Origin of the sequence: Nocardia sp. NPDC002869, from assembly GCF_046764065.1 — a bacterium.
In the GTDB taxonomy this organism is placed as follows: domain Bacteria; phylum Actinomycetota; class Actinomycetes; order Mycobacteriales; family Mycobacteriaceae; genus Nocardia; species Nocardia rhamnosiphila.
On sequence record NZ_JBKOOL010000023.1, the window covers coordinates 19,517 to 33,039 of the forward strand.

Genomic DNA, 13,523 nt, shown 5'->3' on the forward strand with positions numbered 1-13,523 from the left:
GGCAGGTCAGGCGAATTTGATCTCCAGCCCGATCCCCAGGATCGCGATGAACCAGACCATGCCGGTGAAGATGGTGATGCGGTTGAGGTTCTTCTCGGCGACGGTCGACCCGGACAGGCTCGACTGCATCCCACCACCGAACAGGCTGGACAGACCTCCGCCCTTGGCCCGGTGCAGCAGCACGAGCAGCACCAGCAGCAGGCTGGTGATGATCAGGAGGATATCCAGGAACATCCGCATGCCGGACAGTCTAGAGGGTGCGACGGAGCGAATCCCATTCGCCGCCCGACCACGGCCGCAGCACGGCAGGGCACGCGAAGCACCCGACCGACGCTCACGCAGAGGTACGCAGGACGCGCACGGCGAGCCGAGGCACGCAGGACGCGCACGGCCGGAGCGAATGCGCAGGTACGCAGGACGCGCACGGCCGGAGCGAATGCGCAGGTACGCCTATGGCCGCGGTTCCACCGATACCAGGTGGGTGAGCGTCTCATCGTGCGCGAACTCCGATACCGCCCGCTCGCGCAGCAGGTCCTGGGCCGTCAGCCGCACCTTGTGCTGCTGCATGTGTTCGGACCAGGACCGCACCACGAACGCCTCCACATAGCGATCCGTACTGCCCACATCGCGGTATACCCGCCATTCCATCGCGCCGGTACGCTGCCGCGAGCGCCCCACGAAGCTCATGGCCGCCAGGAACTCCGGCACCTTGTCCGCCGGGACGTCGTAGTCCTTGAGAATCAGTACCGGGCCGTCGTCGGGGTCCGGTTCCACCACCAGTTGCGGTTCCGGCCAGTACGCGTGCGGCGTGAGATCGAAACCGGGCGCGAACTGCCGCAGCGGCAGCCAGATCGTGCTGACCGCGCACACGCCGAGCAGCACCCCCGCCGCCAGCAGCGCGGTGACCGGGCCGTAGGCCCCGGCGGCCAGGCCCCACACCACCGAGCCGATCGCCTGTCCGGCCATGAACACCAGCAGATACACCGACAGTCCCCGGGCCCGGACCCAGCCGGGCAGCAGCAACTGCATGGTCGCGTTCATGGTGGCCAGGGTCAGCAGCCAGGACGCGCCCGCGAAGACGAGCAGGAGCAGCACCAGCGCCTCCACGCGCAGCAGCGCGGTACCGCAGCAGGCGATCCCGAACACCACCGCGGCGACCGCGACCTGCTGGGTGGGGGACAGCAGGGCCCGCACCCGGGCCAGGCCCAGCGCGCCGAGCACCGCGCCCACGCCGAGCGCGCCCAGCATGAGTCCGTAGCCGGAGGAACCGAGACCGAGCTGGTTACGCGCGATTACCGGTAGCAGCGCCCACAGCGCGCTGGCGGGCGCGACGAACAGGGCGGTGCGCAGCAGAACGCGCCGGATCGCGGGTGCGGATTTGATGAAGCGGGTCCCCGCCTGCAAAGCCGCCAGCGGCCGTTCGCTGGGCAGGTCCTTGGCCACGCGCGGCCGTCGCCAGAACAGCAGCGCCGCGACGATCGCGGCGAACGATACGGCGTTGAGCGCGAAGACCAGTGCGGGACCCGATACGGCGACCAGTACACCGGCGATGGCCGGCCCCACCGCCCGGCCGATATTCATGTTCATACTGCCGAGCGCGGCGGCCGAGGGAATCTGATCCCGGGGCACCAGCTCGGGCTGGATCGCCTGCCAGGCGGGCCCCACCACCGCCTGGCCGCAGCCGAGCAGGAACAACAGCGTGAGCAGTACCGAAGGAGTGGTGTGCCCGGCGGCGGTGGACACCGCCAGCGTGATCGCCAGTACCGCCATGGTGGTTTGCGCGCCGAGCAGCAGGCGGCGGCGGTCCAGCAGGTCGGCCAGTACCCCGGACGGGATGGCCAGGATCATCACCGGCAGCGTCGTCGCGGTCTGCACGAAGGAGACCAGCGCGGCGGCATTGGGTTCGTCGACCAGCACCCACTGCGCCCCGACCATCTGCATCCAGGTGCCCAGATTGGATACCAGCTGCGCGATCCACAGCGCCCGATAGACCCGCGACCGCAATGGCGCCCAAGTGGAAACTGGTTTCGCTGCGGCTGTAGTCACTCGGGACAGCATAGCGTCGCGCTCTGACCGGCCCACCGGGCGAAGGGACCCCCGGCCGGCTCCCGGCGGGGCCCGGCTCCGGCCGGCATCGACCCGGTGCCCGAGCCCGCGGACCCGGGAACCGGCTCCGCGGGCGCCCGTGATCCGGCGCGGCGCGGGCTCACGCGGTGAGCCGGTCGTCCTCGCTGATGAACCAGGTCGCGATCACGCCCACCACCGCGGTCGCCACCAGATAACCGCAGGCGAGCCATGGTGTCGAACCGCCCACCGCGATCAGCGCCGTGACGATCATCGGGGTCAGGCCCGATGCGTAGATCCCGGAGAACTGGTATACGAATGACAGGCCGGTGTACCGCACCTCGGCCGGGTACAGTCCCGCGTACAAGGTGCCCTGCGCTCCGTAGAACACTGCGTGCGCCACGCCGAACACCGCGATGATCGCGACGGTGAAGACGACGATGTTCCCGGTCTCGAAGAGCGCGAACACCGGGTACACCAGCACGCCGTAGGCCGCGATGCCCGCAATGTAGACCCGCCGCGGCCCGAAGCGGTCGGCGAGCAAACCGGACACCGGGATGAGCGCCGCCATCACCACCGCGGCGACGGTGACCGCCACCAGCACCGGCACCTGCTCGAAACCGAGATGCCCGGTCGCGAACGTGATCGCGAAGACACCCCAGGTGTTGAACGCCGCGCCCTCACCCCAGCGCGACAGCAATCCGAGCACGGTGTTGCGCCGGGAGCGGGCATTGCGGAACAGTTCGACCACGGGCACTTTCGAGATCCGGTTGAGCCGGTCGGCCTCCCGGAAGGCGGGTGTCTCGTCGATCTTCAGACGGACCACCAGGCCGATCAGCACCAACGCCAGGCTCGCGCCGAACGCGATCCGCCAGCCGTAGTCGAGGAACGCCGTTTCGCTCAGCGTCGTCCGCAGCACCGCGAACACACCCGTCCCCAGGGCGAGCCCAAGTGCCAGTCCGACCTGCGGATAGCTGCCGAACAGGCCGACCTTGCGGCGCGGGCTGTGCTCGACGGCGAGCAGCACCGCGCCGGCCCACTCACCGCCCAGCGCGAAACCCTGCAGCATCCGCAGCAGCAGGAGCAGGATCGGGGCCGCGACACCGATCGCGGCGGCGGTGGGCAGTACACCCATCAGTGCGGTGGACCCGCCCATGATCGCCATGGTCAGGGCCAGTGTCTTCTTCCGGCCGATCCGATCGCCGATATGGCCGAAGACGAGTCCGCCGATCGGCCGCATCACGAAGCCGACGGCGAAGGTCGCGAACGACAACATGGTTCCGACGAACGCGCTGTTGTTCGGGAAGAAGAGTTTGTCGAAGACGAGACCCGCCGCGGTGGCGTAGAGGAAGAAGTCGTACCACTCGACGGTGGTGCCGATCAGGCTCGCCACCACAGCTTTCCTGGTGTCGGCGGCCCCGAGCCCGTCGGCGGGCGTCGTGGCGCGATCGTCCGGGTGGGTCGTGGCCGGCCCTGTTTCCAGTAGTGACATCGTGCTTCCCTTCGCTCCCGCGGCGATCGCCGAGCGAGGATATGAGGACAACAGCGCAGGTAGGAAGCGTTGGAATCAGCAAGATTCGAGCAGCGGGCGGGTTTCGGCACACCGGACCCGGCCGCGCGCCGGGTAGCATCGCCGTCATGCCGGGACAAGCGCTCCGAATCGGTGCGGCCGTGTCGCTGCTGCTGCTCGCCGCGACAGCATGCTCGGACAACGAGCCGGCGCCGACCGCACCCGAACCCACTCCCATGGGCCACACCTATATATCCACCGAGGTCACCGGCGCACCCATCCCCGGCGGCGGCCCGCTCACCCTCACCTTCGCCGACGACCGGATCTCGGCGGCGGCCGGATGCAACACCCACAGCGGCGCGGTGGATCTCCGCGACCACGTCCTGCACGTCTCCGAGCTCGCGAGCACGCTGGTCGGCTGTCCGGGCGACCGGGCCGGCTCCGACGCCTGGGTCGACGACCTGCTGCGCGCGGACCCCACCTGGCAGCTCGATCAGGACCGGCTGACCCTGACCGGGAAGGGCACCACCGTCGTCCTCACCGACAAGAAGGTGCTGCAACCGGACCGCCCGATCCACGGCACCGAATGGGTGGTGACCAGCCTGCTCACCCCCGATGCACAGATCAGCTCACAGACCGTCGATCAGATCCGGCCGGTGCTCACCATCGCCGCCGACGATTCGCTCACCGGGTTCGCCGGCTGCAACCGGATGACCGGCCGGGCGGTGGTGACCGGAACACCGGCCGGAGCCGATATAACGTTCACCGCGGCCACCACCCGGATGATGTGCGGTCCGGAGATCATGGAAGTCGAACAGGCAGTGCTGGCCGCGCTGGACGGTACGGCACAGGCCACCGTGGACGCCGATACCCTCACCCTGCGCAACCCCAACGGCCACGGACTGATCCTGCGCGCCGGATAGTTCCACCGGCCGTCTCCCCCCGCCGGGCGACCGTCTCCGCGGCGCCCGCGGTCGCTACCGCGGGGCGCGCACCGCCGGGCCGGGCCGAAAGGGGTTTCCGCGCAACGGCTCCCGCCAACACCGCGACCACCGTGACCGCGCCGGTGCCGGTGTAGAGCAGGCACAGGCCGACCATCACCGCCAGGCGTGCGGCCGTCGCGGGCCACGGGATCGCGGTGGGGAGCAGGCCGCTCAGCGGTGCGCGAACCGATGAGGCCCGCCGGTGGGAACCGGCGGGCCTCATCGGGTTACAGATCGGTCAGGGCAGCGGCCCGCCCGCCGCGATGGCGGACAGGGTGGCGAATTCGTCGCCCTTGAGCGAGGCCCCACCCACCAGGGCCCCGTCGATATCGGTCTGCTTGGTCAGCTCGCCGACATTCTTCGCATTCACCGAACCGCCGTAGAGCACCCGGACGTTCTCGGCGACCTGCGCGCCGGCCAACTGCACCAGTGCGCCGCGGATCGCACCGCAGACCTCCTGCGCGTCGGCGGGGGTCGCGACCTTGCCGGTACCGATCGCCCACACGGGTTCGTAGGCGATCACCACCTTCGCGATCTCTTCGGCCGACAGGCCCTTCAGCGAACCCCGCAACTGTTCGAGGTTGTACTCGACATGGGTGCCCGCATCGCGCACGTTCAGGCCTTCACCGATGCAGACGATCGGCGTGATGCCGTGCTTCAGCGCCTGCTTGGCCTTCGCCAGCACCGTGGCGTCGTCCTCGTTGTGGTACTGGCGGCGCTCGGAATGCCCGACCACCGCGAAGGCGCAACCCAGCTTCGCCAGCATCGCCGCGCTGATCTCGCCGGTGTAGGCGCCCGATTCGTGCACCGACACATCCTGCGCACCGTAGGTGATACGGAGTTTGTCGCCCTCGACCAGCGTCTGCACGCTGCGGAGATCGACGAACGGCGGAATCACCGTGACATCGACCTTGTCGAAGTACTTGTCGGGCAGCGCGAATGCGATCTTCTGCACCAGAGCGATGGCCTCGAGGTGATTGAGGTTCATCTTCCAGTTGCCCGCGATCAGCGGTTTCCGGGCCATCTACGCGCCCTCCGCTTCCTCGAGCACGCTGATACCGGGCAGCGTCTTACCTTCCAGGTACTCCAGCGACGCCCCGCCACCGGTCGAGATATGCGAGAAATCGCCCTCCGGGATCCCCAGCGCCCGCACGGCCGCGGCGGAATCGCCGCCACCGACCACGGTGAACGCGCCCTTACCGGTGGCCGTGGCGATGGCCTCGGCGACCCCGCGGGTTCCGGCCGCGAACTTCTCGAACTCGAACACACCCATCGGGCCGTTCCAGAACACGGTGCGCGCCTCGGTGAGCAGCGCCGCGAAACGCTGCACCGACTCGGGCCCGATGTCCAGGCCGAGCCACCCGTCCGGGATCTCGTGCGCCGGCACGACCTTCGACTCCGCGTCGGCGGAGAAGGAATCGGCGACGACGATATCGCGCGGCAGATGGATGACATCGGCGTAGCGATCCAGCAGACCCTTGCAGGTCTCGATCATCTCCTCCTGCAAGAGCGAGGAACCGACCGAAAGGCCCTGGGCGGCAAGGAAGGTGAAGCACATACCGCCACCGATGACCAGGGTGTCGACCTTGGGGGCCAACGCCTCGATCACCGCGAGCTTGTCCGACACCTTGGATCCGCCGAGCACCACCGCGTACGGGCGATCGGTGGATTCGGTGAGCTTGGCCAGCACCTCGGCCTCCGCCGCGACGAGCGTGCCCGCGTAGTGCGGCAGCAGCTTCGCCACGTCGTACACCGACGCCTGCTTGCGATGCACCACACCGAACCCGTCGGACACGAACGCACCGTCGTCGCCGACCAGCTCCACCAGCTCGGCGGCCAGTTTCGCGCGCTCGGCATCGTCCTTGCTGGTCTCGCGCGGATCGAAGCGAATATTCTCCAGCAGCAGCACATCGCCGTCGGTCAGGCCCTCGGACCGCGCCAGCGCGTCCTGACCCACCACATCGCCGGCGAGCTGCACATTGCGGCCCAGTTCGGCGGCGAGCCGGGTCGCCACCGGAGCCAGCGACAGGGCCGGGTCGGGGGTGCCCTTCGGACGACCGAGGTGCGCGGTGACGACCACTTTCGCACCGGCTTCCACCAGCGCGCGGATGGTCGGCACCGAGGCCACGATGCGGCCCGGATCGGTGATCTGCCCGTTGTCCAGCGGAACATTGAGGTCGGAGCGTACGAGCACCCCGCGCCCCTCGACGCCCTCGGCGAGGAGATCTTCCAGAGTTTTGACAGTCACGCCGTTCCTCAGAGGGACTTGCCGACGAGGCCGATGAGGTCGGCGAGGCGGTTGGAGTAGCCCCACTCGTTGTCGTACCAGGAGTAGACCTTCACCTGGTCGTCGATCACCTTGGTGAGCGGCGCGTCGTAGATCGACGAGTGCGGGTCGGTGACGATATCGCTGGACACGATCGGGTCGACGCTGTACTTCAGGATGCCCTTCAGCGGGCCCTCGGCGGCCGCCTTGAACGCCGCGTTGATCTCGTCGACAGTCGCCTTCTTGGCAAGGTCGGCCGTCAGGTCGGTGATCGAGCCGGTGGGAATCGGCACCCGCAGCGAGTAACCGTCGAGCTTGCCGTTCAGTTCCGGCAGCACCAGGCCGATGGCCTTGGCCGCACCGGTGCTCGTCGGCACGATGTTCACCGCGGCGGCACGGGCCCGACGCAGATCCTTGTGCGGGCCGTCCTGCAGGTTCTGATCCTGGGTGTAGGCGTGGATGGTGGTCATCAGGCCCTTGACGATGCCGAACTCGTCGTTCAGCACCTTGGCCAGCGGGCCCAGGCAGTTGGTGGTGCAGGAGGCGTTGGAGATGATGTTCTGGCTGCCGTCGTATTTGTCGTCGTTGACGCCCATCACGATGGTGATGTCCTCGCCCTTGGCCGGGGCGGAGATGATGACCTTCTTCGCGCCCGCGGCCAGATGCCCCTTGGCCTTGGTGGCGTCGGTGAAGATACCGGTGGACTCGACCACGACGTCCACGCCCAGATCACCCCACGGCAGCGCCGCCGGGCCCTCCTTGATGGCCAGCGCCTTGATGCGCTGATCGCCCACCACGATGGTGTCCTCACCGTCGAGCGACACATCCTCGGGCAGCCGGCCCAGGATGGAGTCGTACTTCAGCAGCGTGGCGAGGGTCGCGTTGTCGGTGAGGTCGTTGACCGCGACGATCTCGATATCGGTGGTGCCGAGCGCCTTCTGCGCCTCCACCGCCCGGAAGAAGTTGCGTCCGATACGACCGAAGCCGTTGATACCTACCCGGACAGTCACGTTATCGCTCCTCAGCTGTCAAGCGGATCGTTCCGATGCCCTGTCAACCCTAATGCCTCGCGGTCACCTCCCCGACAGGCACCTGGTGTTCGTGAGCACCGGGTATCCGGGCACCCGGCCGGAACACTCCGGCCGTCCGGGAGGATGGCGGAGATGCCGAACGAGCCCGCAGGTGGAGATCCCGGACAACGGTCCCCGCACCTGGTGCATGCCGTGCCGAAGGCCCCCGGTTGTGCACGCCGCCGCGCGCCGGCCGGACGGACCGGAGCAGGCCGTCCGGCCGTGGCGGCCGCACGCCTCAGGCGTCGTCGAGAAGCTCCGCTGTCACCGCGGATTCCGTATCCGGCACCCCGAGCTCCTTCGCCCGCCGGTCGGCCATCGACAGCAAGCGTCGAATACGGCCCGCCACCGCGTCCTTGGTCATGGGAGGGTCGGCGAGCTGACCGAGTTCCTCGAGCGAAGCCTGCCGGTGTTCCACCCGCAGCTTCCCCGCCGCGGCCAGATGGTCCGGCACATCCTCGCCGAGCAGTTCCAGGGCACGTTCCACCCGGGCGGCCGCGGCCACCGCGGCGCGGGCGGAACGGCGCAGGTTCGCGTCGTCGAAGTTGGCGAGCCGATTGGCGGTGGCCCGGACCTCGCGCCGCATCCGCCGCTCTTCCCAGGTGAGCCGGGTGTCCTGGGCGCCCATCCGGGTGAGCAGGGCGCCGATGGCCTCACCGTCGCGGACCACGACCCGATCGGTGCCACGCACTTCGCGGGCCTTGGCGGAGATCCCGAGCCGCCGGGCGGCACCGACCAGTGCCAGCGCGGCTTCGGGTCCTGGGCAGCTCACTTCGAGGGCCGAGGAACGGCCGGGCTCGGTGAGCGAGCCGTGCGCCAGGAACGCGCCACGCCACGCGGCTTCCGCGTCCGCGACGCTACCGCCGACGACCTGGGCGGGAAGTCCGCGCACGGGCCGGCCGCGGACATCGAGCAGGCCGGTCTGCCGGGCCAGGGCCTCGCCCTCTTTCGCGACCCGGACCACATAGCGGGAGGATTTGCGCAGGCCGCCGGCGCTGAGCACATGTACATCCGACCCGTATCCGTAGAGTTCGAAGATCTCCCGCCGTAGCCGCCGGGCGATGGAGCCCATATCGACTTCGGCTTCGACTATCACCCGCCCGCCGACGATATGGAGGCCGCCGGCGAAACGCAGCAGGGCGGACAGTTCGGCTTTGCGCGCACTCACCTGTGTTACGGCGAGCCGGCTCAGCTCGTCTTTCACTTCGGCTGTCATCGCCACGAGACGTGCTCCTTTCCACCCAACCCGGACCGCACATCCTGACCCATGTGCCGTCCCTCGACTCGAAGCCCCGGCAACTGCGGCCGAGGCCCGTGGATCAGTTGATCCAGTGCGGCGGCGAGCTTTCCGGGGTCGTGCCGGTCGGTTCCCGCGTCGGCGACATCGGAAAAGATTACTCGCGCCCGTAATTGGCCGGCAGCCCTGGCCACATGCTCACGCTCCCGCCCTTCCGGCACGCACCCGGAATCGACCAGAACCTCGTCGACCGCGAAATCCGGTGCGTGCTGGGACAATACATGGAGATGACGTTCGGCGGAGAACCCCGCGGTCTCACCGGGCTGCGCGGCGAGGTTCAGAATCAGCACTTTACGCGCCCGGGTGTGCACCAGTGCGTCACGGAGCCCGGGTACGAGCAGATGCGGTATGACACTGGTGAACCAGGAGCCCGGCCCCAGGATCACCGCGTCCGCGCGTTCGATGGCGGCGGTGGCCTCCGCGCAGGACGGCGGGTCGGCGGGCAGCAGCCGTACCCGCCGCACCTTGCCCGGCGTCGTGGCGACCGCGACCTGGCCGCGGATGCAGCGGCTCACCCGCGGATCGGCTTCCAGCCCGGAGACATCGGCCTCGATATCCAGCGGGATATTCGACATGGGCAGGACCCGCCCGCTGATCCCGAGCAGCTCACCCACCTGGTCGAGGGCGGCCACCGGATCCCCGAGCACCTCGGTGAGCCCGGCCAGCAGCAGGTTGCCCACCGAATGCCCGGCCAGCGCGCCGGTGCCGCCGAACCGGTGCTGCACGGTCCGGGTGAGTACCCCGTCGGCGTCGGCGGCCAGCGCGGCCAGCGCCATCCGCAGGTCACCGGGCGGTGGCACCCCGAGTTCGGCGCGCAGCCGGCCGGAGGAACCACCGTCGTCGGCGACCGTCACCACCGCACTGATCCGGCGCGTGATACGCCGGATCGCCGTGAGTGTCGCGTACAGCCCGTGGCCACCGCCGAGCGCGGCGACCGCGGGCCCGGACGGGTCGGCGGCTCCGTTGTCCGCGCGACTCATTCGCGCCCCAGATCCCGGTGCAGTACCCGTACCGCGTCCACCGGCCCGTCCGCGCCCGCGTCGATCCGGCTACCGGTGATCTTGCCGAGGGCCTCGGCGATCGCGACGCTGCGATGTCTACCGCCGGTGCAGCCCACTGCGACCGTCATGTAACGCTTCCCCTCTTGGCGATAACCCTGGGTGGTCAGCTCGATCAGGTGATCACAGGTCCGCAGGTAGTCGTCGGCGCCCGGCCGCGACAGCACATAGTCGCTGACCACCGTTTCCTGACCGCTGTGCTGCCGAAGTTCTGGTACCCAGTGCGGGTTGGGCAGGAAACGCACATCCAGCACCATGTCCGCGTCCAGCGGGACACCGTACTTGAATCCGAAGGATTGAACGGTCAACTGCAGCGCAGCGGGCGTGCCGCCGCCGTAGACCTCCTCCAGTTTCCGGTGCAACTGGTGAATCGACAGTTCGGTGGTGTCGATGACCACATCGGCGGCGGCCTTCACTCCCGCGAGCCGGACCCGTTCGGCGGCGATGCCGGCCGACAGGGTCCCCTCGGCGCTGTCGTTCTGCAGCGGATGGCGGCGCCGGGCGAAACCGAACCGGCGGATCAGCACATCGTCGGAGGCCTCCAGGAACAGGATGCGCGTGGGGACGCCGCGGGCGCGCAGTTGTTCGGTGACGGCGGACAGGTCCCCGGTGAAGAACCGGCTGCGTACGTCCATGACGATCGCCAGCCGCAGGATGGGCGGATCGGCCGAGGAACCCAGTTCCACCATGCGGCCGATCAGTTCCGGCGGCAGATTATCGGTGACGTACCAGCCCAGGTCCTCGAGTACCCGCGCGGCCGTGCCCCGCCCCGCACCGGACAGGCCGGTCACCATCACGACTTCGACCGGGGTGCCCGAACCGGAATCGTTACCCGGCACCACTGTCGTACTGTTGTTCGATTCGACGCGAGTCATGTACCACCCGGATCTTGTTCGAGAATTGCGTTTTCGGTCACCCAGCTGTAGGTCGGCGGCCCGGAAAGTGTCGCGGGACGCAGGAACAAACGTACGTGACCGGCGCCGGTCGCCGTGCAGTTGCCGCGGCCGCCGCGCCGGAGGCTATCGCTCGTGCAGGGCCGCCAGTACCGCCTCCGCGGTGGCGCGGCCGATACCCGGTACCTCGATGATCTCCTCGACGGTGGCCTCTTTGAGTCGCGCGACCGAGCCGAAATGGGTCACCAGCGCTGTCCGCCGGGTCTCCCCGAGGCCGCGGACCGCGTCCAGTGCCGACGCCGTCATCCGCCGCGACCGTTTACTGCGATGGAAGGTGATGGCGAAGCGGTGGGCTTCGTCGCGCACCCGCTGCAGCAGGTAGAGGGCCTCGCTGGTCCGCGGCAACACCACCGGGTCGGGTTCGCCCGGAACCCACACCTCTTCCAGCCGTTTGGCCAGGCCCACCACCGCGATATCGGTGATGCCGAACTCCTCGAGCACCTCCGCCGCGGCCGCCACCTGCGGCGCGCCGCCGTCGACGACGTAGAGGTTGGGCGGATAGGCGAACTTGCGCGGCCTTCCGGTTCTCGGGTCGATACCGGGCCGGGTCACGATCTCCGCGTCGGCCTCCGTACCGGCCGGGCCGCCGCCGTCGTCCGCCGGCGGCGTACCGAATCCGGGCACCTGCGCCGACCCCGCCAGGTCGGCCCGCTCGGTGGCATCACGCTCCCGGCGCAGCCGGGCGAACCGGCGCCGGGTCACCTCGGCGATACTGGCCACATCGTCCGAGCGCCCCTCGCCGGCGGCCTCCCGGATCGCGTAGTGGCGATAGTCGGACTTCTTGGGCAGCCCGTCCTCGAAGACCACCAGCGAGGCCACCACATCGGTGCCCTGCACATGGCTGATGTCCACACATTCGATACGCAGCGGCGCGGTATCGAGATCGAGGGCGTCCTGGATGTCCTGTAACGCCACCGAGCGCGAGGTCAGGTCGCCGGCGCGGCGGAGTTTGTGCTGGGCCAGCGCCTCCTTCGCGTTACGCGCCACCGTCTCGGCCAGGGCTTTCTTGTCACCGCGCTGCGGTACCCGCAACCGCACCGATGCGCCGCGCAGGGTCGACAGCCAGCGCTGGATCTCGTCGGCATCGGCCGGGAGTTCGGGGACCAGCACCTCGCGGGGTACCACCGCCGCGGCCTGGTCGCCCGTGGTCTGCTCGGCCACGGCGGTCTGCTCCGCGTAGAACTGGGTGAGGAACTGTTCCACCAGCGCGGCCAGTTCACCGCCCTGCTCCGGGGTATCGGCCGCATCGCCGGATTTGTCGACCACCCAGCCACGCTGCCCGCGCACCCGGCCGTCGCGGACATGGAAGATCTGCACGGCGACCTCCAGGTCGTCCCCGGCGAAGGCGATCACATCGGCGTCGGTGCCGTCGCCCAGCACGACGGCCTGTTTCTCCAGTGCCCGGCGCAGGGCCTGCACATCGTCGCGCAGCCGGGCCGCGTTCTCGAAATCGAGGCTCTCGGCGGCCGCCTGCATCCGGCGTTCCAGGTCCTTGACCATCCGGTCGGTGCGGCCCGCCAGAAAGTCGCAGAAATCGTCGACGATCTGCCGGTGCTCGGCGGCGGAGACGCGGCCCACACACGGGGCCGAGCACTTGTCTATATAGCCGAGCAGACACGGGCGGCCCATCTGGCTGTGCCGTTTGAACACCCCGGCCGAGCAGGTGCGGGCGGGGAAGACGCGCAGCAACAGATCGAGGGTCTCCCGGATCGCCCAGGCATGCGCATAGGGGCCGAAATAGCGCACTCCCTTCTTCCGGGCACCCCGGTAGACGAACAGCCGCGGGTACTCCTCGTTCAGCGTGACCGCCAGGACGGGATAGGATTTGTCGTCGCGATAGCGGACGTTGAACCGCGGATCGAACTCCTTGATCCAGTTGTACTCGAGCTGCAGTGCTTCCACCTCGGTGGAGACCACGGTCCATTCCACGCTCGCGGCGGTGGTGACCATCTGGCGGGTACGCGGATGCAGTGCGGCGATATCGGCGAAGTACGAGTTGAGCCGATTGCGCAGGCTTTTCGCCTTGCCGACATAGATGACCCGGCCATAGGAGTCCCGGAACTTGTAGACACCGGGTTCGAGCGGAATGGAGCCGGGCTGCGGCCGGTACGTCGCGGGATCTGCCACGTATCCAGCGTAGTAGCGGCCTCGGACACATCCGGCCGCCGGTCGGCACGGGCCGCTCACACACCGGCGACCCGGCCCGGCGGCGCTGCCGGGCCTGCGGGGCCCACCCCTTACCTCCGTGCCGCCGGTATCCGCCACCCGGACGGTCCCGGCCCGTTTCCCCCACGCGGGGCGAGTTCGGCCGCCGCTGTCGCC

The 13,523-nt window shown here is 69.0% G+C and carries 11 protein-coding genes; 1 reads left to right on the forward strand and 10 read right to left on the reverse strand.

Going from position 1 to position 13,523, the window contains the following annotated elements:
- Positions 1–6 precede the first annotated feature (6 nt).
- From secG to ACLML9_RS06930, 3 genes are all read right to left on the reverse strand, one after another.
- Positions 7–240 carry a preprotein translocase subunit SecG gene (gene secG / locus ACLML9_RS06920; RefSeq protein ID WP_411944704.1) on the reverse strand — a complete coding sequence of 78 codons (234 nt, stop codon included), beginning with the start codon at positions 238–240 and terminating at the stop codon, positions 7–9.
- Positions 241–450: 210 nt separating this feature from the next.
- Positions 451–2,058: an MFS transporter gene (locus ACLML9_RS06925; RefSeq protein ID WP_411944705.1), complete on the reverse strand. Its 1,608-nt coding sequence runs from the start codon at positions 2,056–2,058 to the stop codon at positions 451–453.
- Positions 2,059–2,206: 148 nt separating this feature from the next.
- On the reverse strand, positions 2,207–3,556 hold the full coding sequence (locus ACLML9_RS06930; protein ID WP_411944706.1) for an MFS transporter: 1,350 nt from the start codon (positions 3,554–3,556) through the stop codon (positions 2,207–2,209).
- 146 nt (positions 3,557–3,702) lie between these two features.
- On the opposite strand from ACLML9_RS06930, the gene ACLML9_RS06935 reads away from it, so the two are divergent.
- Positions 3,703–4,497: an META domain-containing protein gene (locus tag ACLML9_RS06935; protein WP_411944707.1), complete on the forward strand. Its 795-nt coding sequence runs from the start codon at positions 3,703–3,705 to the stop codon at positions 4,495–4,497.
- Between the two features lie 298 nt (positions 4,498–4,795).
- Here ACLML9_RS06935 and tpiA read toward each other — a convergent pair whose 3' ends face one another.
- The 7 genes from tpiA to uvrC form a co-directional block, all read right to left on the reverse strand.
- Entirely contained in the window at positions 4,796–5,581 is a 786-nt protein-coding gene (gene tpiA / locus ACLML9_RS06940; RefSeq protein WP_411944708.1) for a triose-phosphate isomerase, read from the reverse strand.
- Positions 5,582–6,805, reverse strand: a complete 1,224-nt coding sequence (locus tag ACLML9_RS06945; RefSeq protein WP_411944709.1) for a phosphoglycerate kinase — start codon at positions 6,803–6,805, stop codon at positions 5,582–5,584.
- Between the two features lie 8 nt (positions 6,806–6,813).
- Positions 6,814–7,833, reverse strand: coding sequence for a type I glyceraldehyde-3-phosphate dehydrogenase (gap, locus tag ACLML9_RS06950; protein ID WP_030521448.1), 1,020 nt, complete (start codon positions 7,831–7,833; stop codon positions 6,814–6,816).
- Positions 7,834–8,131: 298 nt separating this feature from the next.
- On the reverse strand, positions 8,132–9,109 hold the full coding sequence (gene whiA / locus ACLML9_RS06955; protein ID WP_174372421.1) for a DNA-binding protein WhiA: 978 nt from the start codon (positions 9,107–9,109) through the stop codon (positions 8,132–8,134).
- Positions 9,106–10,170 (reverse strand): gluconeogenesis factor YvcK family protein, encoded by a 1,065-nt coding sequence (locus ACLML9_RS06960; protein WP_411944710.1) that lies wholly within the window; start codon positions 10,168–10,170, stop codon positions 9,106–9,108. The genes whiA and ACLML9_RS06960 overlap by 4 nt, the downstream gene beginning before the upstream one ends.
- Complete coding sequence (rapZ, locus tag ACLML9_RS06965; RefSeq protein ID WP_051714600.1) at positions 10,167–11,042, reverse strand: RNase adapter RapZ; 876 nt, start codon at positions 11,040–11,042, stop codon at positions 10,167–10,169. Before rapZ ends, ACLML9_RS06960 begins: the two co-directional genes overlap by 4 nt.
- A 225-nt stretch (positions 11,043–11,267) precedes the next feature.
- The gene (gene uvrC / locus ACLML9_RS06970) at positions 11,268–13,328 is read right to left on the reverse strand and encodes an excinuclease ABC subunit UvrC (RefSeq protein ID WP_411944711.1); all 2,061 of its coding nucleotides are present in this window, start codon (positions 13,326–13,328) and stop codon (positions 11,268–11,270) included.
- Between the last annotated feature and the right edge of the window lie 195 nt (positions 13,329–13,523).